At 44.3% G+C, this 25,307-nt stretch carries 13 protein-coding genes; 1 reads left to right on the top strand and 12 read right to left on the bottom strand.

Translation table 11 applies throughout. The annotated features are described in order from the left end of the window. Window positions 1-10: 10 nt before the first annotated feature. The 6 genes from GGD38_RS16070 to GGD38_RS16095 form a co-directional block, all read right to left on the bottom strand. Entirely contained in the window at window positions 11-4,618 is a 4,608-nt protein-coding gene (locus GGD38_RS16070; protein WP_375297263.1) for a PAS domain S-box protein, read from the bottom strand. A gap of 295 nt (window positions 4,619-4,913) precedes the next feature. After that, window positions 4,914-6,305: a peptidylprolyl isomerase gene (locus GGD38_RS16075; RefSeq protein ID WP_375297264.1), complete on the bottom strand. Its 1,392-nt coding sequence runs from the start codon at window positions 6,303-6,305 to the stop codon at window positions 4,914-4,916. A gap of 173 nt (window positions 6,306-6,478) precedes the next feature. After that, entirely contained in the window at window positions 6,479-7,852 is a 1,374-nt protein-coding gene (locus GGD38_RS16080; protein WP_375297265.1) for a peptidylprolyl isomerase, read from the bottom strand. 162 nt (window positions 7,853-8,014) lie between these two features. Then, a complete protein-coding gene (gene infB, locus GGD38_RS16085; protein WP_375297266.1) occupies window positions 8,015-11,335 on the bottom strand; it encodes a translation initiation factor IF-2 in 3,321 nt (1,106 codons plus the stop codon). A gap of 195 nt (window positions 11,336-11,530) precedes the next feature. Beyond that, entirely contained in the window at window positions 11,531-12,778 is a 1,248-nt protein-coding gene (nusA, locus tag GGD38_RS16090; protein ID WP_375297267.1) for a transcription termination factor NusA, read from the bottom strand. Between the two features lie 45 nt (window positions 12,779-12,823). Beyond that, window positions 12,824-13,288, bottom strand: a complete 465-nt coding sequence (locus tag GGD38_RS16095) for a ribosome maturation factor (protein WP_375297268.1) — start codon at window positions 13,286-13,288, stop codon at window positions 12,824-12,826. Between the two features lie 337 nt (window positions 13,289-13,625). Between GGD38_RS16095 and GGD38_RS16100 the strand changes: the two genes are divergently transcribed. After that, window positions 13,626-13,889 carry a hypothetical protein gene (locus GGD38_RS16100; protein WP_375297269.1) on the top strand — a complete coding sequence of 88 codons (264 nt, stop codon included), beginning with the start codon at window positions 13,626-13,628 and terminating at the stop codon, window positions 13,887-13,889. A 137-nt stretch (window positions 13,890-14,026) separates the two neighbouring features. Here the strand turns inward: GGD38_RS16100 and GGD38_RS16105 are convergent, their stop codons facing one another. The 6 genes from GGD38_RS16105 to GGD38_RS16130 all read right to left on the bottom strand — a co-directional run bounded on the left by GGD38_RS16105 (window position 14,027) and on the right by GGD38_RS16130 (window position 25,218). After that, on the bottom strand, window positions 14,027-14,638 hold the full coding sequence (locus tag GGD38_RS16105; protein WP_375297270.1) for an HAD family hydrolase: 612 nt from the start codon (window positions 14,636-14,638) through the stop codon (window positions 14,027-14,029). Between the two features lie 35 nt (window positions 14,639-14,673). After that, window positions 14,674-16,950 carry a beta-glucosidase BglX gene (gene bglX / locus GGD38_RS16110; RefSeq protein WP_375297271.1) on the bottom strand — a complete coding sequence of 759 codons (2,277 nt, stop codon included), beginning with the start codon at window positions 16,948-16,950 and terminating at the stop codon, window positions 14,674-14,676. 23 nt (window positions 16,951-16,973) lie between these two features. Next, window positions 16,974-18,773: a family 43 glycosylhydrolase gene (locus GGD38_RS16115; protein WP_375303845.1), complete on the bottom strand. Its 1,800-nt coding sequence runs from the start codon at window positions 18,771-18,773 to the stop codon at window positions 16,974-16,976. A gap of 25 nt (window positions 18,774-18,798) precedes the next feature. Next, on the bottom strand, window positions 18,799-20,130 hold the full coding sequence (locus tag GGD38_RS16120) for a glucoamylase family protein (RefSeq protein WP_375303846.1): 1,332 nt from the start codon (window positions 20,128-20,130) through the stop codon (window positions 18,799-18,801). Window positions 20,131-20,280: 150 nt separating this feature from the next. After that, complete coding sequence (locus GGD38_RS16125; RefSeq protein ID WP_375297274.1) at window positions 20,281-21,798, bottom strand: RagB/SusD family nutrient uptake outer membrane protein; 1,518 nt, start codon at window positions 21,796-21,798, stop codon at window positions 20,281-20,283. 18 nt (window positions 21,799-21,816) lie between these two features. Next, entirely contained in the window at window positions 21,817-25,218 is a 3,402-nt protein-coding gene (locus tag GGD38_RS16130) for a TonB-dependent receptor (protein ID WP_375297275.1), read from the bottom strand. Between the last annotated feature and the right edge of the window lie 89 nt (window positions 25,219-25,307).

The raw sequence follows: 25,307 nt of genomic DNA on the forward strand, positions 1-25,307 counted from the left end.
ATAAGGGGGTTTAGATATTTGAAATAGGGACATTTATTTTTAGTTTACATCCTTCGCCCAACGCAGTTACTATATGCACACTGCCATTGAATAGCTGGGCGCGGCTGGCGATGTTCGACAGGCCCACACCTTTTTTCGATCTCACTTTATCCAACTCGAATCCTTTGCCATCATCACTGATGGTAAGATCTACCGCATGACCCTCACTATCGGCAATGAGCTCTATAACCAGGTTTTTGGCCGAAGCATGCTTCAACACATTGTTCACCTGCTCCTGAATGATGCGGAAAAGCATCAGTTTCCTTTTTTCATCGAGTACATTATCAATTGTTCCCGAATAATAAAACTCAACGTGTAATCTTCTTGTGGCTTTAATATTCTCCACCAGGTCCTGCACTGAGTCAATCAACCCCAGGTCCCCGATACTCGGGGGCACCAGCGAGCGTGAAATGGTCCTGATCTCATTAATGGCAAGCGAAATATTATTGGTACTGCGGTTGATCAATTCGAGCCGGCTGTTATCATCCGTTTGCGCCAGCTCAAGATATAGTTTTGCCGTTGACAATATCTGGTTCACATTATCGTGCAGCTCCTTGCCAATTTCGGCTCTTTCTTTTTCCTGCGCATTTACCACCGCCTGGGCAATTACCTTTTGTTTATCTACTTCCTGTTTCAATAACTTCTTCTCCAGTTCCTTCTTGTCAGTTATATCCTGCATGGAGCCAACCATACGGGCAATTTTACCCGAGTGGTCGAAGATCAAAAAGCCACGGTCAAAGACCAGTGCATACTCGCCATTGGGTTTTATGAACCGGTACTCATCTTCCCATATGGTAGAGGTGTTGTCTTTTATAAATTTATCTAACCCATTCACCACGCGGTCGCGGTCTTCGGGGTGAATGCAGTTTTCCCAGAAATGATTTGAGTTATCAACATACCCTGGCTTAAATCCAAACAAGGTGTAAATGCCTTCACCCCAATACAAGGTGTTGGTGCTTACATCCCAATCCCAAATGGCATCGTTGGTAGCTTTTGTTACCAGCAAATACCGCTCATTGCTCAACCTGATCTTTAACTCGGCATTTTTATTTTCAATGATTATCCGCAACTGACTGCTGATGCGTTCAAACAGGCTCAGCTCGGTATCTGTTGGCGTTGCAGGGTACCGGTGATAAATGGCAATGGTTGCCAGTACCTCGTTGGCAGCATTTAAAATAGGGAACGACCAGCAGGACCGTAAACCAAACTGCCCGGCCACATGGCGATAAGTATTCCACAACGGGTCGGTTTCAATATCAACCGTTATCACCCTTTCCTTTCTATATATAGCAGTGCCGCAAGAACCGGCTTCGGGTCCAATGTGTACGCCATTTATTAAACGTGCATAATCTTCGGGCAGGCCAGCACCCGATAAGTGCAGTATAGTTTCCTTATCATCACTCGGCATTATTACCGAGCATATCATATTGGTGAAGATCTTTTCTAACCCACCCAAAAAATAATCGACCGTTGTTTTTAACGAGGCGGCTGGTTGTGCATTTATCTCCAACACTTCCTTCTCCAACTCAAGCAACCGCTCCTGTTTTTTACGATCAGAAATATCTTTGAAATATATAAATGCTCCCTGAGAGAATGGATACACACTCGTTTCGAGCCAGCGATTGAAGGCTGGTACAAAATGATCGAATGTAGAAGAGCTGCCGTACTCAATGGCTTCTACATATCGCCGGTACTCAGCTGTACCAACAAAATTGGGGAAGATCTTTTCTATACCAGAACCAATTACATCTTTTGCATCCAACCCCGTCAATCGCTCAACGGCATGGTTCCATAAAAATATATTCTGGTTCTTATCTACAGCAATAAAGCCATCGGTTATACTGGCCAGAATGTTTGTAATACGTTCTGAATATTCTGTTAACTGGTGCTGACTGGTTCTTAATTCAATTTCGGCGGCTTTCTTTTGCGTAATATCAACAAAAGATGAAACCACCGCATCGGGGTGTACCCGTTGCTCAGTGTAATATACCGGCTCGGTGTTTATTGAGATCCAAAGCAGTGAGCCATCTGTTCGCTGAATACCCATGATCACATTCTGCAACGAACGGCCGGTGCGTAGGGTGATCAACGATGGATGTTGCTCTGGCGGAAATGGCGTTCCATTCTCATATATACATAAACTTTCGGTACCTGTAGTTTTTCCTATTAATAAATTGCCCGATACGCCCAGTATCATTTCTGCGCTGCGATTACAGGCAATGATCTCCCCATGTTTATCGTGCATCAAAATACCCTCGCCTAATGCATGCACTACCGAGCGGTATCTTTCTTCATTTATACGCAGGTCTTCCTGCGATTGACGGGCCTCTGTAATATCGCGGTAAATACCTGCAAAACCAATACGGGCACCACGGTCGTTCTTTACAAACGACAATGCACAATTGAGGTAAACGCGTTTACCATCGTGCCGGTTATAATAAGCCTGGCCTTCCCAGCTGTCATTTTCATGCACCTGCTGTAAGGCTTCTTCCCAGGTGTTTGATAAATAGGTAAGATCAATAAAGTCGTTTAACCGTTTACCAATGATCTCTTCACCAGGTATACCGTATATTTTTTCAGCGGCTTTATTAAACGATATTATGTTAAGGTTGAGGTCGGTTGAAATTATACCTTCCGATACATCCTGCATTACCTGTACCTGAAAGCGGATCTTTTCTTCGGCCAGTTTGCGGTCATGTATGTCAACTATAGAACCAATATAGCCTACAAAAGTGCCGTCCTCTAAAAAGCGGGGCACGCCATGATCGAGTACCCAACGGTACTCATTATCTTTATTTTTAAGGCGGTATTCCAACACAACCGGTTCGCGATACCTGAAATACCTTTTGTATTTTTCGCAAGCAATCGGAACATCGGCTGTATGAATGATCTTTTCCCAACCATCGCCATCCAATTCACCAAACGTAACGCCGGTAAATTGTTCAAAACATTTATTTACGTAAATGGTAGTATCCAATTCATCACTTACCCAAATAATGACCGGGGCTGCATCGGCAAACTGCCGAAAACGTTCTTCGCCTTCACGTATCGTTTGCTCGGCATTTTTTCTTTCGGTAATGTCTTTATTAATAGAAATGATATCAGTGACCTCACCCTTTTTATTCTTTAGTAAAGAAAGGGTCGACCACATATCCACTCTTTTACCATCTGTGGGTCTTGTAAAAGAAATCTCCCCATTCCAGGCGCCCGTTTCAAATAATTCTTCCAACAGCTTTTCGCGAGAAGAATTGTGAATGTCGAAATCTATTACTTCATGTATAGCCCGCCCCATAATGTCGGCGGTCTTTATGCCGAATAGTTTTTCAGCTGCCTGGTTATAGCTTTTAGTGAGGTAGTTTTCATCAGACGACATTACCGCATCAAAAACATTCTCCATTACACTGGCCTGGTAGCGATTGGCTTTTTCGGCCAGCCGAAGCTGGGTAATTTCATTTTGGGTGGTCCACACACGCAACAGTTTGCCATCTTCCACTACACCCACCAGGTTGTTTAAGAAATATCTTTTATTACCTGCATGATCAATATGCATCGACAACCGGCGATAAATTTTATACCCCTGTTGTATAAACTCCCGGGCCACCTGGTAAGTTACAGGTTCTTTAGGATCGAAGAACTTCGATACCTTTTTTCCAATTACACCAGCTGCATTTTCATAGCCATAAAAATGCGCCATTTGGTCGTTACATTCCGCCAGATACCCTTCAAACAACTGTTTCAATTGTTGTTCTTCAGGGTCGTTAATATTTATGGGTGTTTGTAACTCACACCGCCAAATGATCTCTGAGCTTTGCTGTACAAATGCTTTATAACGTTCAGTGACTTCTTTTAACTCCTGGTACACTTCCTTCAGCGTAGCATTGGTATTCTCGGGAAGAATATGGTCTTCCAATTCCCGGCCAAGCGCCAGCGTTAGATTATCATCTTCCAAATATGTAGTTGACCAGCTGATCTTTTTCACCTTACCGTTCTTACAGCTATACCAATATTCAATTGGTGCCCCCAACTCAAGCAGTTGTGGCCGCTCATTAATATGTATAAAATGTATAAACTGTTTACCGATCATTTCTGCGGCACTGTACCCAAGCAGGTTGACAAATAACTGATTTACGTTTTTTATATTTCCTTCCTCATCAATTAAACACAACAGGTCGTTTGAGAGCAGGAAGAATTTTTGAAGCAGATTGTTTGAAGCAGGAGTGAAAGCGGGCTTGTTCTCATGTACAGCATCCCAGGCAATTACATCAGCTGTATTGCGGCTGCTTTTATGATTTTTAGCAGTAAACCCAATATGGCGTACACCCGTTTTTCCTTTCAATGCAAGTTGTATTGTTAAGCCGGTATCAACACCGGTATTTAAAATTGCCTGTAGTTTGGGTTTATCGGCCGAATCAATGATCTTTTTGAAAGAGTTGCCTATAAGCTCTTCCTTATGCTTACCAGTAAAAGAAAGCAGGTCAGCTGAAGCCGACAAAATTATTCCCGCCATGTCTGTTTGCAAGCTAAAGGCGGTATAATGAGGCGCTACTTCAGGAATGGATTTCTTTGACTGTTTTAACATACAGCTATTGCCGCATTACATGATAAAAATTAACGTGATATTTACATGTAAATACTTATACAAAATACTTAAAAGCTGGTTCATGCCAACAGTCAGTTGTACGTTTCTAACCCATTTAAGTGTTTACTCTTACATTTAAATGACTATTAATTACAATAAATAATGCATTACAGCAAAAGCATATAAGTGTAAAGAAACGAAAAAAACGACATTTCGCTACCCAAACACCATTATAAAAAATTAGCCCTCCCGATGCATCGGGAGGGCTTCAAATATTTTCAAATTATAATGTCAGTTAATTATTTCCTGTGGATGCGTATCTAATCCAGTTCTTCAAAGTAGTGCAGCTTTTGAAGTCCTGGTCAATCATAATATAATATTTCGGTATCCTTGTAGCAAACCAGGCCTCCACAGCCTTTTGCTTTTTTATGGCAAGTGCTTCCCTGGCCAATTGGTCGTAATCATCTTTTAAATTTTCACGATGTGGCGCTGTACGGGTTTTTAAATAAACAATACGCACGGCCCGTTTACCATTTTCATTTGTGAAAGCCGTAGGTTTTGAATACTGTCCCGCCTGGATGTTTGATTTTGCCAATAACTCTACTAATTCTTTATCAAGTTGGGTGATGTCCATAAAAGGAGTTCCTTCAGCATTTTGAAGATAACCGCCATTGTACTTCGTGTTCTCATCTTCGCTATATTTTGCAACGGCCTCTCCAAATGTAGTAGTACCGGCAATAAGTTTAGCCCATGCAGAATCAAGCTTTGTTATCGACTCGTTTATTTCGGCATCGGTTATTTTGGGTGTACGTAATATATGCCGGATAACAGCGTCGTCGCCTGCGCGGCTAACCATTTGTATAATGTGGTAACCTGCTTTTGTTTTGAACACTGGTGAAACCTGTCCTTCTTTTAACCGGAATGTATTGTTAATAAAAGCCTGCTCCTTAACGAAAGAGGGCCCCCAGTTTTTTTCAGTTCTATTGATGAAAAGATATCCGCCTTTGTCCTTTGTTTCCAGGTCATCTGAATAGAGGCGGGCCAGGATCTCAAATTTCTGCGTGCCAGCCTCTACCTGTTTTTTAAAATCACTTACATCCTCATGACATAGTACTTCTAGTTCGTGACTTGCTTTAGGGTTCACTACAATTTCACCTATCACTAATTGTGATTCGTAAAACGGCAAATTGCTTTGATCTTTCTTCAAAAAATAATCTTTCACTTCCAACGGAGTTATTCTTACATTCTCTACGATCTTATATTGTACACGTTCAGCCAGTTTCATTTCGGTAAAAAGTTTACGCATATCTTCTTTAAGCTGATAAATCGTTCGACCCGAAATATCCTCGACAGCTTCTTTTGATCCATACATGCGAATAAACCCGCGCACCTGATTATCGAGCAGGGCTTCTATTTCATCATCTTCTATTTTTAAAGAATCTTTTTCGGCTTGCAGTACCAGTGCCTTCAGCGTAAGCTTTTGTTCCATAACAAAACAGTCGGCATTTTCAGGTAGCGGTTCTCCACGCCGGCGACGGTCATCGATATCGTTATATACATCAGATCTCAAAATGATCTTATCGCCTACGTTGCCTACAATTTTATCGGCTACTACTTTTTGTGTGGGCTGTGCCACAACTGTAGTCACTAATATCACGCTTGTAATAAGTGTAAAAGCAGGTTTCATTTGAGAAGTTTTAGATGGGTGATAGAACCTAAATTTACTTGCTGCTTTTACGTTTACCCAGCGGCCATAACGGTATTAACAAAAGTTTGCCGCTACATTATCATGATACCGGTAAATAAAAACCCTCCCGATGCATCGGGAGGGCTTCAAATATTTAGAACTTATAATTTGACCTATTTATTTCCGGTAGATGCATATTGCATCCAGTTTTGTAGGGTACCGCAACCTTTGAAATCCTGATCGATCATTATATAATAGGTTGGGATCTTTCCGGCAAACCAGGCTTCAAGTGCTTTTTGCTTTTTGATCTCCACCGCCTCTTTGGCCAGGTGGTCATAATCATCTTTCAAATTCTCAATATGTGGCGTTGTGCGGGTTTTTAAATAAACGATACGAACGCCTCTTTTTCCTCTTTCATCGGTGTATGCTGTAGGCTTTGAATATTCGCCTGCTTTCAAACCACTCTTGGCTAACATTTCTACCAGGTCTTTATCAAGCTGGTTCATTTCGAGGAAGGTGGTACCATTTTGACCTTGCTTATAACCACCAGTGAATTTTGAGTTTTCATCATCACTGTACTTTGCTACAGCCTCACCAAATGAAATTGTTCCGGCTATCAGTTTAGCCCTAACAGAATCGAGCTTGGTGATGGTTTCATTTATTTCTTCATCGGTGATCTTTGGAATACGCAAAATATGACGAACGATGGCATCGTCACCGGCGCGGCTTACCATTTGAATAATGTGGTAACCGAATTTTGATTTGAACACCGGGGATATTTGTCCTTCTTTCAATCGGAATGCATTATTCAGAAATGCAGGGTCCCAGGTTTTTTCAGTGCGGTTAATGGAGTATTGACCACCATTTTCCTTACTTCCCGGGTCATCGGTATATAAACGTGCGAGTGTTTCAAATTTCTGTGTACCGGACTCAACCTGCTTTTTGAAATCGTTCAACTCATCTATCGTAAGCTTTTCAAGGTCGCGGCTGGCTTTCGGGTTCATTACAATTTCCCCTATAACCACCTGCTGTTCGTAAAATGGCAGGTTCTTCTGATCTTTCTTTAAAAAATACTCCCTTACTTCCTGTGGCGTGATCTTGATGCTTTCTACGATCTTATCGCGCATACGCTCGGCCAGCTTTCTTTCTCTAAAGGTAACCCTGAAATCTTCCTTGATCTGGTAAACGGTACGGCCGGCAATCTCTTCCAGCGCTTCTTTTGACCCGTACATTTGAATAAACCCGCGGATCTGGTTATCGAGCAGGGCGTCTATTTCATCGTCACCCACCTGAATAGAGTCTTTCTCGGCTTGCAGTACCAGGGCTTTCAGCGTAAGGATCTGTTCCATAATAGCGCAATCGGCGTTTTCAGGAACGGGCTCCCCACGGCGCTGGCGGTCGAGGATATCGTTATATACGTCAGATTTTAAAATGATCTTATCGCCTACAATGCCCACAATTTTATCGGCAGTTACTTTGCGGGGCGCCTGGGCTACCCCCATGGTCACAAAAAACAGGGCGGTAATTAATGTAAAAACAACTTTCATCTGGTAATTTTTGAAAGAGACAGGGCCAAATTTACTTGTTACCTAACCATTTATTCAGTGGCAAGGTTGTTATTTAACAAAAGTTTCGACGATAAAGGTACCAAGAAAGAAGGCACAAGTGGAAAATCCTTCTTGTGCCTTGATCCTTTGGTTATTGAAACCTTATAATGTTCTTTTTACTTCTTCCAGTTCAAACGCTTCGATGATATCACCTACTTTAATACCGCTGAAGTTTTTAACGGTTAAACCGCACTCCATGCCTGAAGGCACTTCCTTCACATCGTCTTTAAAGCGTTTCAGTGATTGCAGTTCAGCGCTTTGTCCTTCACCTCTTGGGAACTCTACGATGCCATCGCGAATAACGCGGATCTTGGAGTTACGCAGAATTTTTCCATCGAGTACATAACAACCGGCAACTGTGGCTTTGTCGAACACGAATACGTTCCGTACTTCCACGTTGGCAACGATCTTTTCGGTGATCTTCGGCTCCAACATCCCTTCCATCGCGCTCTTAACTTCTTCGATGGCGTTATAGATGATTGAGTAAAGTTTGATTTCCACACCTTCTGATTCGGCCAGGCGGTTTGCCTGCGTTGAAGGCCGTACGTTGAAACCAACCACGATGGCGTCTGAAGCCGTTGCCAGCATTACATCGCTTTCGCTGATTGCACCTACTGCTTTATGTACAACCGATACTACAATCTCTTCGGTTGATAATTTTTGTAATGAATCACTCAGGGCCTCAACCGAACCATCCACGTCACCTTTCAGGATCAGGTTCAGCTGTTTGAAGTTACCCAATGCCAAACGACGACCAATTTCATCGAGCGTAATGTGTTTCTTGGTCCTTATACCTTGCTCACGCAGTATCTGTGCACGGCGGTTTGCTACTTCTTTAGCCTCTGCTTCATCTTCATAAACCTTGAACTTCTCACCGGCTTGTGGCGCACCATTCAAACCTAAGATCAGAACGGGAGTAGAAGGTGGCGCTACATCAACACGTTTGTTACGCTCGTTGAACATAGCTTTTACACGGCCGTAGAACTGACCGGATACAACCAGGTCGCCATGTTTTAAGGTACCGTTCTGCACCAGTACTGTTGCTACATAACCGCGACCTTTATCGAGGGTAGCTTCAATGATGGTACCAGTTGCTTCACGGTCAGGATTGGCTTTCAGCTCAAGTAACTCTGCTTCAAGCAGGATCTTTTCAAGGAGCTTATCAACATTCAATCCCTTCTTGGCACTCAGTTCCTGGCTTTGATATTTACCACCCCATTCTTCAACAAGGAGGTTCATACCGGCCAGTTGTTCGTATATCTTTTGGGCGTTGGCGCCGTCTTTATCTATTTTGTTGATGGCAAAGATCATTGGTACACCGGCAGCCTGTGCGTGGCTGATGGCTTCCTTGGTTTGTGGCATCACCGCATCATCGGCTGCTACCACAATTACCGCAATATCGGTTACTTTGGCACCACGGGCACGCATCGCGGTAAACGCTTCGTGACCAGGTGTATCGAGGAAGCTTATCTTTTTACCATTGGGAAGGGTTACTTCGTAAGCTCCGATGTGCTGGGTGATACCACCTGCCTCACCGGCTACCACATTCGCGCTACGTATATAGTCGAGCAATGAAGTTTTACCGTGGTCAACGTGACCCATGATGGTAACGATTGGCGCGCGGTGTTGCAGATCTTCTTCGTTATCTGCATCTTCCTCCTCCTCCAGTTCAAGCTGCTTTTCCATATCGATGAACTCAGCTTCGTATCCAAATTCACCGGCTACCAGTTCAATTACCTCGGCATCTAAACGTTGGTTAATTGACACCATGAGACCAAGGCTCATACACTTACTGATAACTTCTGCAAAGCTTACATCCATCAGGTTGGCCAGTTCGCTTACGCTGATAAACTCAGTAACCTGCAGCTTGTTATCTTCTCCTTCCACACCTTGGCGCTCAGCCATATTCTGGCGTTTTTCGTGGCGGCGGGCTTTCTTTATGCCCTTATTGCTGCCTTTACCACCAGAAAGCTTGGCCTGTGTTTCACGTATTTTATCCTGGATCTCTTTTTCGTTGATCTCTTTAGGCTCGCGCGACACGTGACGATTTCCGCCGCCCTGACCACCGTGGCGTTGATTTGGCCGGTTTCCACCGCCGCCTCTGAAGTTTCCGCCGCCACCCTGGTGCTGGCCTCCGCCCTGGCGATGTTGACCGCCACCTTGCTGGCCCTGTCCACCACCGTGGTGATGACCGCCGCCTCCATGATGACCGCCTTGTCCGCCGCCTTGTTGTGGTTTTTTGAAAAGATGTTGAGCCCGCTCCTGCGCAGTTTGTTGCGACTGCTGCTGGTCCTTCTTTTCAATGGGAATGCGCTTGCGCTTCCTTTTTTCCTCGTTGGGCTTCGGTTTGGTGCGGGCTTCGTCGCCAACCGGTAATTCTATTTTGCCCAGAATTTTCGGTCCCGTAAGTTTATCTGCTTTAATATTTTCAATAACCGGGGGCAGTGCTTCTGCTTTCTCTTCTTCTTTTGGCACTTCCTTTACCGGCTCCTGTTCTTTTTTCTTTTCTACAACTACCCTTTTAACAGGTTGTTGTTGTTGTTTCTGCTGTTGTTGAGGAACTTCCTCTTTGGGCTTTTTCGTCTTTTCCTCAGCTACAGGCGCTACAGAAGGTTTTTCTACTTTTGGCTCCTGTACTTCTTCCACCGGCGTAGTCTTCGGTTCTTCTTCCTTCACCACTGGGGTTTCTTCTTTAGCCTTAACTGAAGGCTCCTGATCTTTCTTAACAACAACAGGCGTCTTCTTCGGTCTTGTTGAAGAATCTATTGCCGACAGATCGATCTTATCTAATACTTTAGGCCCTTCTAATTCAGGCGCTTCAACTTTAGTAATTACTTCCGGTTGCTTTTCTTCAGCTTTTGGCTGTTCTATAACTTCTTCTTTCGGCTCTTTCTTTTCTTCAACAGCAACAACTGGTGGGGTCTCCACTTTTTCAGCAACAACCGGTGGTTGTTTAACTTCCACTACAGGAGGAACTTCTTCTACCTTTTTCTCTACAACTTCTACATTCTCTTCTTTCGGCTCTACCTTTTCTACAACTTCTACCTTCTGTACAACCTCTACCTTTTCTACTTTCTCTTCTTTCTTCTCTACTTTTTCCTCCTTCTTCTCTTCCACAACAGGCGTTGGCTCCTGCTTTTTCACCACCTCTTTTTTAGCGGCCGCAGCAGCATCGTCCTCTTTCTTCTTCTTAGCTTCCAGGCTTCCCTTCGGCAGATCAATCTGGTCGCTTTTTAACTTGGCCACCTTATCACTCTGGAATTCCTGTTGCAAAGCACGGTACATGTCCTCCGTCAGTTTTGACGTAGGTTTCAGGTCGTCTTTGCTAAATCCCTTTCCTACCAAAAAGTCTACCAGCGTTTCTTTGCCGATGTTAAACTCTTTGGCTGCGGCCATTAATCTTAGTGTTGTTGTTTCTGCCATTCGTTATTGTAAGACAATTTTTTGTTTTGTTCGCTGTTTGGATAAGCAAATTACTTGTAAAAAGTCAATTTGGTCACATTATCATTTAAAACCATGCATATAAATGGATTCTGTGCTATTGCACAGCGTTCCATTTAGACGGCTTTAATTTGCAAAATCCCTTTACAGCTATGATCCAAAGTTCGACTTTTCAGCCTATCCTTTTTCAAATTCCTCGTTCAATATGCGGCGAACTTCGTTGATGGTCTCTCTTTCCAGGTCGGTCCTTCTTTCCAGCTCTTCGGCGGTAAGATCCAGCACGCTGCGTGCCGTATCACAACCAACCCGTTTAAGTTCATCAAGGATCCAGGTTTCAATTTCATCGCTGAATTCTTCCAGATCGATGTCGAATTCCTGGGGTTCGCCTTCTGTATCGCGATAAACGTCAATGCTATATCCTGTTAATTCCTGTGCCAGCTTAATATTTACGCCTTTTTTTCCAATTGCCAGTGAAACCTGGTCGGGTTTCAGGTAAACATTCGCCTGCTTTTTGTCATTGTCAAGGTCCTGGGTAGTGATCTTGGCCGGGGTAAGCGAACGTTGGATTAAAAGTTGAATATTATTGGTCCAGTTTATAACATCGATGTTTTCATTTTTTAATTCCCGTACGATCCCATGAATACGGCTACCTTTCATACCTACGCAGGCGCCTACGGGGTCAATACGATCGTCATATGACTCTACGGCCACTTTCGCCCTTTCGCCGGGCTCACGAACGATCTTTTTAATAACAATTAAACCATCAAATATTTCAGGCACCTCAATTTCAAGCAGTTTTGCAAGGAAAGAGGGAGAGGTACGGGATAAAATAATGACCGGAGAATTGTTTTTTAATTCTACTTTTTTAACAACGGCGCGGATATTTTCACCTTTCTTGAAATAGTCTTGCGGAATTTGCTCAGATTTAGGCAATATTAACTCATTCCCCTCTTCATCGAGCAATAAAATTTCTTTTTTCCAAACCTGGTATACTTCAGCACTGATAATTTCACCTATTCTGTCGCCATATTTTTTAACCAGTACGTTCTTTTTCAAGTCACTAATACGGCTTGCCAGGGTTTGTTTGGCTGCCAGGATGGCCCGGCGGCCGAAATCAAGAATATTTATTTCTTCATATATTTCTTCGCCTACTTCAAAGTCTGGTTCTATTTTTATGGCATCGCTGTAACCAATTTCTGCCAGCGGGTCCATTACAGCTCCGTCTTCAACGATGGTACGACGGCGCATAATTTCGAGGTCACCTTTCTCAGCATTCACAATTACGTCAAAATTCTCGTCACTGCCATATTTTTTACGCAGCAGGGTTTTGAAAACATCCTCTACCACTTTCATCATGGTAGGACGATCAATATTTTCTGCATCCTTAAAATCTGCGAAGGCCTCTATCAAATTTATGCTTGCCATATTCTATAATTTTTGCCTTCTCCCGACGGATCGGAAGAAATCTTATTAAAATACAGTTTGAATTGTTGTTGATTTTATTTGATCGAATTGAAATTGGTGGTTTATCACCTCTTTCTTTTTATTTTTTCCTTTCGTTTCTTCCACCGTAATGCCTTCATCACCTGCTTCAAGCATTTTACCGGTAATTTTAATACCGTCTTTAAGCACAACCTCAACCGTACGGCCAAGGTTCTTCTTGTATTGTCGCAACAATTTTAAGGGTTCGTCAACGCCGGGAGAAGATACTTCAAGCGAAAAGTCTCCGTTAGGGAATAGATTATCCTCCTCAATTTTCTTATATAAAGCCCGGTTCCAGGAAATACATTTTTCAATAGTCACTCCCTGATCCCCATCCAAAAACAGCTTTACATTATTGGTAGGTTTTACTCTAATCTCAACCAGGAAATATGCCGGATCATCGGCCAGCATATCCTGAATCATTTTTTCAATTGCCTGTACTGGTGTTTCCATGCTCTTATGGGAAATAAAGAAGGGAACGATTCCGTTCCCTTTCTAAACATCTTTTGCCTTGGCAAAGGTAAGGTAATTAAATAATTAATTCCAAAAACCCCTTTGTTAATTTTGAATAAACCACAATTTCTTTAAGCCTCAATCGTCATTCATATAGAAAAGAAAAGCTAAAAAGCAGGCCCAATGAACATTCTAAAAGGTATACTTGTTGGTTTTTTATAGTTTTGCCATGTTCCCAAACACCTTAACGGGCCCTATTGTAGCTATGATAATTTTTTTGATGCAGCCAACTTAACAGTTTGTTAGGTGCTGTATTTGTACCTTTAGTTTTTATAATATGAATTTATCGCGCCTTCTTTTATACATATTACTGGCCTTTTTCTTATACAAGTTTGTATTCAACTTTCTGGTGCCTGTACTTAAAATGAGCTGGCGGGTTCGCAGGCAAATAAAGGAATTTCAACGCCAGCAACAACAACAGCCACCTTTTCAACAAAATACCAGCACCTCAGGCCGGCCATCATCTTCATCAGCCAACAAGGCCGCTGCGCCTTCGCCAAAAGGTGGCGAATACATTGATTTTGAGGAAGTGAAAGACTAGTTGCCGGGTACCGGTTGCCAGTTCCCGGGCCTTGAATGTCGATCACTCTATCTTCAGTCGGGACCTCCGATTTTTTACCCGGAAACCGGGATCCGGTAACCGGAAACAGTTAGATCAACGTTCACCGTTGTATAGCTTTAAAGCCCCAGATCGAGTATAGTCTTCCCATCTGTTAAATGAACGGCCTGTAAACCCGCCTGGCGCGCTCCTTCTACATTTACCAGTGCATCGTCAATAAAGAGGGTTTCTGCAGCATGCAGCTTACTGTCGTTTATAACGTATTCAAAGGCCGCCACATCGGGCTTGCGATGGTTGATCACATGCGAGTAGTATGCCTTTTCAAAAAGATCATCCATGGCCCTGCCATACACATCCTGGTAGCTTTTGTGAAAATACTTCAGGTGAATGGCGTTGGTATTGCTGAATAAGAATAACCGGTATTTATTCTTTAACTGATCAAGGAATTGTACCCGTTCTGCCGGAAAATCGAGCAGCATAACATTCCAGGCATCTATTACCTGGCTGCTGCTGGTGCCGGGAAGCGACAATTGGCGGGCCTTTTCAACAAATTCCTCATCTGAGATAGCGCCTACTTCATAGTCTTTGAAAAAACCCTCCGCATGCCCTATGCGAAACAGTTCATCTATTTGCTTAAGACCAAGCTTAATAAATGCATTGCGGGTTTGCGCTACATCGAGGTTCAACAAAACGCCGCCCAGGTCGAATATTATGTTTTTCACAGGTGCCATTAATTGATAGTTTGGGCGCAAGTTACGCCTCAAAATTATTTTACCAACCTGAATGCAGCTTCCTTTACATCGCGGCTGTTGGTGCCAATAAACACCTTAAAATCGCCTGGCTCGGCCGCATATTTCAAGTCGCTGTTATAAAACTTAAGTTCGTTTTCGGTAATTGAAAAATCTACCTTAACAGCCTCGTGCGCTTTCAGCATTATTTTCTTAAACCCTTTCAATTCTTTTAATGGTCGGGTTACCGAACCTACCATATCTCTAATGTATAGTTGCACAGTTTCTTCGCCGGCCACATCGCCTTTATTGGTAACCGTAACCGATGCGGTTATCGATTGACCGGGGCGTAAGGTGGTTTCGCTTAGCAGCACAGTGTCGTATGAAAAGCTTGAGTAGCTTAGCCCATAACCAAAGGGGTACAAGGGTTCATTTACCACATCGAGGTAATCTGATTTGAACTTGGGATCGCCACCCTCAAACGGTCGGCCGGTATTTTTGTGATTATAATAAATGGGTACCTGGCCAACATTGCGCGGAAAGGAGGTAGTGAGTTTGCCCGATGGATTGTAATTCCCAAACAACACATCGGCTATGGCATTGCCAGCCTCGGTACCGGCAAACCAGGCTTCCAAAATGGCAGAAGCGCCCTCCTGCAACCAGGGCAGGGCAAGGGGCCGTCCATTTAGTAATACCACCACCAATGGCTTCCCTGTTTTTATCAACGCCTCCACCAGCTTTCGCTGGCTGCCCGGTAAATCCAGATCGGTACGGCTGGCCGACTCGCCCGACATTTCTGCAGCTTCGCCCACTACTACTACTACCGCATCGGCTTTGGCGGCAACGTCTATGGCTTCATGAATCATATCATCAGGATGCCGTGCATCTATTTCCGTTGGTTTTGCAAACGGACTAATTCGTTTGGCAAAAGCACTATCGTCGGTAATATTGGCGCCTTTTGCATATACGATACTTACACTATTGCCTGATACGTTCTGTATTCCCTGTTGTATGGTAATACTTTTGGTGTTATCGCCCGACACGGCCCAGGTGCCCAGCATTTCTGTATGGTTATTCGCCAGCGGGCCAATAAGCGCTATTGTGCCCGATTTCTTCAATGGCAATACCTGGCGGTCATTTTTTAAAAGAACCATTGAGCGGGCTGCTATTTCACGTGCCGCCTGCCGGTTTTCGGCAGTCAGAATCTCTTTGCCGGGGCGGGTGTCATTTACATAACGAAATGGGTCATCAAACAAACCCAGCCTATATTTTGCTTCCAGTATACGCCGGCAGGCATCATCAATTTGTTTTGTAGTAACCGTTCCGGCCTTCAGCGATTTTTGTAATGTGGTCAAAAAGCCTTCGCCTACCATATCCATATCCAGCCCTGCATTCAAAGCCTGCGCCGATACGGCCTGCAAGTCGCCCATACCGTGTGCTATCATTTCGTTCACCGAGGTATAATCAGAAACTACAAATCCCTTAAATCCCCATTGCGTACGAAGCAAGTTGGTTAACAACCAGCGATTGCCTGTTGCCGGTATGCCATCTATTTCATTAAATGAGCTCATAACACTGCCAACACCGGCATCTACCGCGGCCTTATAGGGCGGCAGGTATTCGTTGTACATTCTTATGCGGCTCATATCGGTGGTGTTGTAATCGCGGCCCGATTCTGCAGCTCCATACAAGGCAAAATGTTTTACACAGGCCATTACTGTATTGTCTTTTGTAAGGTCGGTACCCTGGTAGCCTTTGACCATGGCCCTTGCTATCTTTGAGCCCAGGTAAGGATCTTCGCCCGAGCCTTCTGCAATACGGCCCCAGCGGGCGTCGCGGGCAATATCAACCATGGGCGAAAAAACCCAGCACAATCCATCGGCCGAAGCTTCGGTGGCGGCAATTCGGGCGCTGCGTTCAATAAGGGCCGTATCCCATGAGCAGGAAAGCCCCAGTGGAATGGGGAAAATGGTTTTATGTCCATGTATTACATCGAGACCAAAGATCAGCGGAATTTTAAGGCGGCTTTCATTCATAGCCAGCGTTTGCGCCTGGCGCACTTTATCGGGACCGAATATGCCAAACAAGCCACCCACCCGGCCTTTGCGAATATTATCTTCAACGCCTTTGCTTACTACCGAGCCGGTAGGCACGCCCCAGCCGGGTGTTACCAGGTTCAACTGGCCTATTTTTTCGTCGAGCGTCATTTTGCTCATGAGGCCGGCCACAAATGTTTTCATTTTGGCGTCTGGTGTTTGTGCAGCTATGTGCAACAGGGAGAATAAGGTAACAAGCAATAGTAATGTCCTGCGCATATGTATAAGTTTTAGTCTTAGTACTATTCAACCTTTACTACCTGGCTTTTGGCCGATACGCCATTTTCATTAATGGCTTCAATAGAAAAATAACAGGGCTTTTCCATATCCATGGCCTTACAGTAATATTCATTGGCACTGTATATCATAATGCAGTTGTACAATTTATCGGGCGCTATGCCCATATAAACATTGTAGGCATAGGCATTATCAACCGGGCGCCATTTTAGCCAGGCACTGCGTTTGTCCTTTTCGGTACGTAAAACAACAAACTGCTTTACCGTATCGGGCTTGCTGCCATTGCCGTTGCCAAAAACACGAAGTCCGCTGATGGCAAATTTGCCCGTGGGCATGTGGATATTTTCCAGTTTTATATACCTGGTTTGCACCGGGCTCTCTAATTCCACATAGTCGTGCGGCACATCGGTTTTATTGTTGCTTTTATCAACAAGCACCTTCCATTTTTTGCCATCGGTACTGTGGTATAGTTTGTATTGGTGATAAGTGCCTTGTTGTTTACCCAGGAATTCCACATCCTGATCGGCATAATTTATCTGAATGGCCTTTACAGTGCTTAGGTTTCCCAAATCGGTTTGTATCCATTCACCTGTATTACCGGTAGCGGCGCTCCAGTAGGTTTTTATATTTTCATCAACAGCGAAGTTTGGGTAATAGCTGGGGAGGGTAGATGAAACAGAAACGGGTTTGTTGTAGTTGAGTAACATCCATCCGGTGAAGACCTCCCCCTTTGGGGGAGGCTGGGAAGGGGTCCCAGGCAGGTAATAAGGGTAGTCCCCAAAAGCCGCATTCATATACATTACATCATCTTTATCGAAGCCGGCCGGCCAAATTCCAATACGCCTTTCGAAATTATTCTTCACTGAGATGGCAATGGTCGACACATGCCACCAGTTATTATTGTTGTCTTTAAAGGTGGCGCCATGGCCCGCGCCCCGGGCAAAACCACCAGGTTTATAACTAAAGGGAAATGATTGCGGTGTAAAAGGGCCTAATGGATGATCACCCACAACCACACCATCGGCATAACCACTGAACTCAGTGCCGGGCGCACCATATTGCAGGTAATACTTTCCGTTATGTTTTGTCATCCAGGCGCCTTCAATAAAAGGATCGAGGAACGTATTATCTAAATATTCGCCAAAGCGTTGCCAGCCGTAACGCCAGGGTTCTAACAAATACATTTCCTTGCGGGTACCTTTGGGCGCAAAAGTTTTTCGGTCAATTTCAATTCCATACAATGGATACCGGTTACTGCTGCCATTGTACATATACAGCTTGCCATCATCATCAGGAAAAAAGTCGGGGTCCCAGCCACCGATCTCAAAAGAATCAATCGCCTCCTTCCATTCATTTCCTTTGGGATTGGTGCTCATCCATATAGGAAAATTGGTTGAATAGGTTGAGCCAAACACCAGCATGGTATCGCCCATTACACAAACAGCGGGTGCACATAGCTCATCATACACCTTATGCCAGGGCTTAAGGAACAAACGCGATACAAAGTGCCAGTTACTAAGGTCATTGCTCCACCAGTAGCCCCATTGGTTGGTGCTGAATAAATAATAATCGCCCTTATAATTCACAATCACGGGGTCGGCGGTAGCGCGATGTTTACCCCACTCGGTAAAATTAGGGATGGGCGTGTAGCCATAATCGATATTCAAGGGATTGCAATACGTTCTTTGAGTAAAAGCGGGCCGCCCGCCAATTGGCGAGCTGCCCACTTTACTGTTGCTTTGAGGGAACACCTGCGGGTTAGTGGCCGCAATGAGAAAAACGGTTATAACAAGTTTGGTAAACATGGTATAATTATTTTGGGAGCGCCGCCTATTTAAAATTCGGACTGGTAAAGCCCAGCTTCTTTAGCCCGGCTTTTACTTCGGGACAGCTCATAAACAATTTCCACAGCAATCCGGTACGATAGTTCTCCATCATAACAACAATAGGCCCCTGATCTATGGCCAGGTATCGCTCGGGGAACCAGTTAGCGGCTTGACTGAACGCATCATAAAAACCATACGGCCCCCACAACTTATCTTTCATATCGTTGTACCAATGCCGCATGGCCTGCATGGAGCGTTGTGGGGTGTAAGGGAAAGAAGATAAAGCTGCGGTAGGCGATATAACACCAAGATCGGTATAATTGCCCGGGGCATGGGCAGCATACCCATTCACTGAGTAACTGGCTGTAAGTCCCCAACTATCGGGGCCATACCCTCTAAAATATTTTGGGTTCTTTACACACCAGGTGTAGTTGATAAGGGTTTGGTTTAAATTTTCGGCCCAGTAATCGGCATACCTGTCTCGTAGCCCACGGGGGTCGAGGCCCAGGTAAGAGTAGTGCGCCCAAAACAGTGGCCCGCCGTATGGCGAGTCGCCCTGGTGGTACAATTGCAATCTATAATCATATACCGGGCAGGAACCTGTAATGCGACCGTTACGCGCCCAGCCTTCATGATATACTTCGGGCGGTACGCCATGTGTAGGCGACGATGCCGCCAGAATATACATTATTAAACATTCATTATAACCAACCACCGGAAAATTCATTTCCCATTTATAATTGGGGCTCCAATGCCAGTATAATACGTTTGCGCCATTGCGATACCAGTCAAACTCAACCTCGCGCCATAAAGTATCTATTCGGGCGGCCAGCACTTTTTCGGCCGAATCGCCATTGTGAAAGAACTGGCGCACACATAGTAACCCCTGCATAAGAAAAGACGTTTCAACCAGGTCACCACCATTGTCTTTACGCCCGAAAGGTTTAACCTTACCGGTTTCACCATTCCACCAATGCGGCATGGCTCCATGAAAACGATCGGATGTTTGCAAAAAGTGAACTATTTTATCGAGCCGCTCACGTCCCTGAAGGCGGGTAATAAAACCACGATGTATGCCAACCAGCAAAGCCATAACACCAAAACCACTGCCACCGCTTGTTACAACGCTTTGATCATTTTCGGGATACTCATTGTCAATATGAATGCGCTCCCGCGCCATGCCACTATTGGGTTCTGCACCTTCCCAAAAGTATTGGAAGGTTTGCTCCTGCACTTTTGAAAAAAGTTCCTCATCCTCGGCCGTAAATTTGGCGTCGCCATTTGTCGTTTTTTGCGTATTGGTACAACTGATCAGTAAAACAGAAATTAAAATCACTATTAGGGTTAACCTGGATCGTATCATTGCCGCGTTGCGTTTGGTTTCGGTACATGTATGGGTACGATTAACACTACATTTAAAGTTTGATGGCTGACACTAAACAGAAGCAGCAACCATCAAACTTCGCAACTACAAATCAGTGAGCCTTTACAAATTCGGGTTCAGGTCTTTTTGTGCCTGGGGTATTGGCACATACTCCTTACCAGGTGCAAATCCCTGCGAAGCCAATACGGTGGCAGCCTGGCCGGTGCGTATCAGATCATTATATCTTTCGCCCCACCACTCACATGCAAACTCTGCCCGGCGCTCGTCCAATACCTGTTGTAGGGTAACACCGGTAACAGGGCTTAGCTTTGCACGCTGGTGAACCAGGTTAAATGGCACATCGCCATTCTGGCCTTTACGTACTTTTGCTTCAGCATTTAACAACAACACATCGGCATATCGCAATACACGCACGTTGTTGTTAGAACCATAATCGGTTCTACCCGGCGTCATTTGATTGGCAGGCAAATAAGCCTTACCCATAAATCGCGTTTGGGCGTTTGAATTGCCATAGATCTTATCCCCCGATGGACTGGTTACAAAATCGCTGCCGCTTGCACCTGCATTCAATATGGTCGTTTTCAGGCGAACAGAATCATTCCGGCTATTGAAAAAATCAACAATTTCCTGTGTGGGGGATAAAAAACCCCAACCAGAAACCGGGCTGCCTTTCTGATCCCCATTGGGTCCCTGAAAAGTAAAAAATACACCGGGTGTAACCGTAGTTCCCGTACTGGTGCCAAAGTCGGTAAACTGTAGTTCAAGCAACGATTCATCAGAAAGCTTTCCCGGTATCTTCCATAACTGATAGAAATCGGGGAATAAGCTAAACTTGTTGCTGTTGATAATATCATTGGTGGCCGAAAGCACAATGTCCCAGTACGGACTTCCATTATCGTTCCCTGCAGCATCGGCAGCTGCTTTAGCCTTTATTAGAAGGGCGGTATATTTTGTTACTGCACCTTTATGAGTGGCCTGGTTAGGCCGGGCATCTTCTAAAAAGCCAATAGCCGAATCCATTTCACTTATCACCCACTGGCGTATTTCAAGTACAGAACTTGCCCTTCGTGAAATTAAAGTGTCGTTGTTGGTAACAATAGGCACATTACCAAATACACGTGATATCAGTATATGCGCCCATGCCCGAAGGACCCTTATTTCAAACCTATACTGATTGTATAATGCCAGGTTTGCAACATCACCGGCGGCTATATTTGCCCGATACCTGTCTAGGTCGTTCAACGCTTCGTTGCAATACAGTACTGCGGCGTAGTGATCGTTCCAATAGTTATTATTACCCCAGAAAGTAACTACACCCGGGTTTTCATTTTGAAAGTTCTTGATATCAGAAAGCGTTCCCTGATCGTTGGGCGCCGATCCCTTGGCCACATCATCTCCGCGCACTACGCGCACACCACAATCCATCCAGTGTATAAAACCCGGATTTTCGCCCGATACAGTGCGATAAGCTCCTGACACAGGTGAATACATAGCCCCTAAGTTGGTGTAATCGATCGATGTGCTGCGAGGTCTGTCTTCCACATCGTGATCAAGATACTTCTTACATGCTGTTGCCTGTATTACAAGCAGTAGAAATAAGATATATTTTATTGTGTTCATGATCCTGAGTAATTAAGGTTAATAAGTAATTCTTACACCCAGAGAATAAACAGCGGTGGTGGGATACACATTATTATCGTATCCGAACGATGATATCTGGGTAGGCGTCACGTTAGTCGGACCCGCTGCCCTGTCTTTCGGTAGCTGCGCCGGAGCTGCTATTTCCGGCGTTATGCCAGAGTACCTGGTCCAAATAGCCGGCCTATCGGCAGTAGCATATACTCTGAACGATGCGCCATTTGTTCCACCGAGTTTAAAATTGTATCCCAGTTGTATATTCTGCAGCCGCAGGTATGATCCGTTCTCTACAAAAAACGAGCTTGCATTATTATTCCATGATTGAGCGGAAGCAATGGCAGAAGGATATTTATTGGTAGAACCTTCGCCCGTCCACAACCCCGTAACAAATTCCTCATCGCCATTCATATCGGGAAACTTTTGCCGGGCTGCCCGATTATTGTTCAGGATATAGCTTTGACCAACACCCTGAAAGAAAATGCTCAGGTCAAAATTTTTGTAATCCAATCCAAGATTAAATCCATAATTGATCTTAGGAAGGTAGCTTCCCAGGTTTACGCGATCGTTCTCATCAAGCTTTTTATCATTGTTCACATCTGCGAACCTGAAATACCCTGGTTTTATATTATTGGCAACCGCAATGGGATCGGCATTTATTTCGGCCTGGTTCTGGTAAACACCTGCTACCTGGTATCCGTAAAAGTAATTGAAAGGATCGCCAACCTGCGACCGGGTTGGAAATTCGGCTACACCACCCGGAATGTTATCCTGACCAGCGAGGTCCTTCACTTCATTTTTCACCGTAGTGAGATTACCGCCTATATGATACCCCAGTGCGCCTAATTTATCATTCCAATCAAGAGTAACCTCAATACCACTGTTATCTACCTTACCCCAGTTACTATATACTTTAGCATTGCTTATAAAGGGATAAGTTCTTTCAAATGCCAGATCATTCGTTCTGCGGTTATAGTAGTCCACAGAACCTTTTAACCGCTTATTTAGCAATGAAAAATCAATACCAACATCCCATTCGTCAACCACTTCCCACTTTACAGTACCAAATATGGGATCAATGCGATAACCGGTTGTGGGTACACCATTGGTAATGCCGGTGCTATTGAAAATGCCTGAAAAATCATTGCCACTGTATACCACCGCATAACCGGTACTCGGTGGCACATTGTCGTTACCCAGTTTTCCCCACGATCCGCGAAGTTTCAACAGGTTGATTATTCTGGAATCATTCATAAAGGCCTCATCCGAAATAACCCAACCTACACCTACTGAAGGAAAATAACCCCATTTCTCCTGGTATTTCGAAGTTCCGTCTGCACGAAAAGTTCCCGTTAATAAATACTTACCGGCATAGTTATACTCCAATCTGCCAAAATAGGAGATAGAAGTATTTCTAAAACCTGTTTCGTTGTAACCATTTGACCGGCGTGGCCCCTGATCGGCATACCAGTAAACCTGATCGGGCGGCAGGCTATCGGTGATCACCTGTGTTGACCTGAACTGCTCCTGACGGGCCGATTGACCTAATAAAACCGTCCAATGATGTTTGTCTTTGTTACCTCTATAGGTTATTAAATTATCGAGGATATAGTTCTGCGTTCTGTCCTGGGTAGTGGTTAGCACCGACACTCTTGCCTGCTGAATATTATCAACATAATATTCCGGAATATAATTCTGGTTCAGGTTAGAACCATAGCGCTGACTTAACTGGGACCGAACAGACAATTTATTTTTTATAATGTCTGCCTCCAGGTAAACCGAGGGAAGCACCTGGAAACCTTTTGTTTTGTCGTACCAGTAATTGGCAGCAGCAACCGGGTTGTTAAAAACGCCGTTTGCAAAACCAAGTGTAGTGGAAGAAGCATATTTTTCGGGCTTTGCCAATGTATTGGTAGCATCAAACACGGGATATAATGGAGAAGCCAGATATGCCAGGTAAAATGCACCGGCATTAGGATTTCGTTGCGTGAAATTGGTGAAATGTGCAGTGATGCCCATCTTTAAAAAATCATATGGCTTGGCTTCAATTTGTAAGCGGCCGTTATATCTTTTATAACTGCTTTCGGTTTCTGTAACCCCATCCTGGAAAAAGTAATTCAACCCAAGTGTATAGCTTACTTTGCTGGCGCCACCACTTAAATCGATGCTGTGATTGTGCATAAGGGCAGAATTCTTTAATATTTCATCGTACCAGTCGGTGTTGGTAGCTGGGCTTACCCCACTACCGCCAAATTTTGTTACCGAGTTCGTAACACGTGAAGAATCTGCTTTTGTTTGCTTGTCCAACTGCATAGCAGCATACTGTGAGCCATTGGCAAGTTTATAATTACCCGTTGGGTTTTGCACACCAAAGTATCCGTTATAGGTTACGCGGGTCTTTTGATTGTATTTTCCTTTTTTAGTGGTAATAATTACCACACCGTTTGCAGCACGTACCCCATAAATGGCTGCTGCGGAGGCGTCTTTCAAAATTGACATTTCACCAATATCATTGGTATTTAGAAAATCGATATTATCAACGAACATCCCATCTACCACATACAGGGGCGAAGTATTATTGAATGAACCTACACCTCTTATCTTTACTGTAGGTGAACCGCCCGGTGCGCCACTGGTAATTACCTGCACCCCCGTTACATTACCCTGTAATGCCTGCATGGGACTGGCCGTTGTACGCTTGTTCAATTCCTCAGGATTTATTACCGCAACAGGGGCAGTTAGATCTCTTTTTGTACTGGTACCATACCCTACTACAACTACCTGTTCCAGCGAAGAGGCATCGGCAGCTTTCAAACTAACATCAATGGTAGCTTTCCCGTTCACAGGTACTTCCTGGGTAGCAAAACCCAGGGATGAAAACACCAGTATAGCGCTATCGGGCACTGTTAATGAATAATTACCCGCGCCATCGGTAGTAGTTCCTATACTTGTATTTTTTACAAGTACTGAAGCACCTGCCACCGGTTCACCCGTTGTACTGGTAACCCGCCCCAACACCTTAATGTCCTGCACTGTCGCAATACCAGTTTTTAAGATCACCAGGTTATTGGCCATGAGCTGATATGAAAGACCCGTATTATTTAGCAACCGGGTCAATATGTCGGTCACTTCGGCATTGGTCATATTGAGTGTAATGCGAGGCGCATTGGTAACCAGCCTTTCGTTATACAAAAAGCGAAAATTGCTTTTCTTTTCAATCAATGACAAGGCCCGTTTTAATTGGGTCGATTGAAAGTCGACGCTTATCCTGTTTTGGGAGAAGCCACCGGCAGCAACATGAAGACAGCTAAGCAGTATTATGAAAAATGAAAGCTTCATTATCAGGACAAACTTTAGCAAAAGCGGGTCCCTGCCGAAACTCAGCAGAATTCCGTTTTTTTTCATACTTTGTTAATTGGTAGGTTAATTAATAGGTATTTCCTGCGCCTTAAACAGGAAATATTGTTTCAGCCTGTTATTTACCTGGCGGAATC

This window comes from Niastella sp. OAS944, assembly GCA_024809215.1.
In the GTDB taxonomy this organism is placed as follows: domain Bacteria; phylum Bacteroidota; class Bacteroidia; order Chitinophagales; family Chitinophagaceae; genus Niastella.

Bases quoted from the DNA above. Each gene is read 5' to 3' on its own strand.
- GGD38_RS16130 (WP_375297275.1), bottom strand. From the start codon at position 25,218: ATGAAAAAAAACGGAATTCTGCTGAGTTTCGGCAGGGACCCGCTTTTG.
- GGD38_RS16095 (WP_375297268.1), bottom strand. From the start codon at position 13,288: ATGGAAACACCAGTACAGGCAATTGAAAAAATGATTCAGGATATGCTG.
- nusA (WP_375297267.1), bottom strand. From the start codon at position 12,778: ATGGCAAGCATAAATTTGATAGAGGCCTTCGCAGATTTTAAGGATGCA.
- GGD38_RS16115 (WP_375303845.1), bottom strand. From the start codon at position 18,773: ATGTTTACCAAACTTGTTATAACCGTTTTTCTCATTGCGGCCACTAAC.
- bglX (WP_375297271.1), bottom strand. From the start codon at position 16,950: ATGCGCAGGACATTACTATTGCTTGTTACCTTATTCTCCCTGTTGCAC.
- GGD38_RS16080 (WP_375297265.1), bottom strand. From the start codon at position 7,852: ATGAAAGTTGTTTTTACATTAATTACCGCCCTGTTTTTTGTGACCATG.
- GGD38_RS16125 (WP_375297274.1), bottom strand. From the start codon at position 21,798: ATGAACACAATAAAATATATCTTATTTCTACTGCTTGTAATACAGGCA.
- GGD38_RS16075 (WP_375297264.1), bottom strand. From the start codon at position 6,305: ATGAAACCTGCTTTTACACTTATTACAAGCGTGATATTAGTGACTACA.
- GGD38_RS16105 (WP_375297270.1), bottom strand. From the start codon at position 14,638: ATGGCACCTGTGAAAAACATAATATTCGACCTGGGCGGCGTTTTGTTG.
- infB (WP_375297266.1), bottom strand. From the start codon at position 11,335: ATGGCAGAAACAACAACACTAAGATTAATGGCCGCAGCCAAAGAGTTT.
- GGD38_RS16070 (WP_375297263.1), bottom strand. From the start codon at position 4,618: ATGTTAAAACAGTCAAAGAAATCCATTCCTGAAGTAGCGCCTCATTAT.
- GGD38_RS16100 (WP_375297269.1), top strand. From the start codon at position 13,626: ATGAATTTATCGCGCCTTCTTTTATACATATTACTGGCCTTTTTCTTA.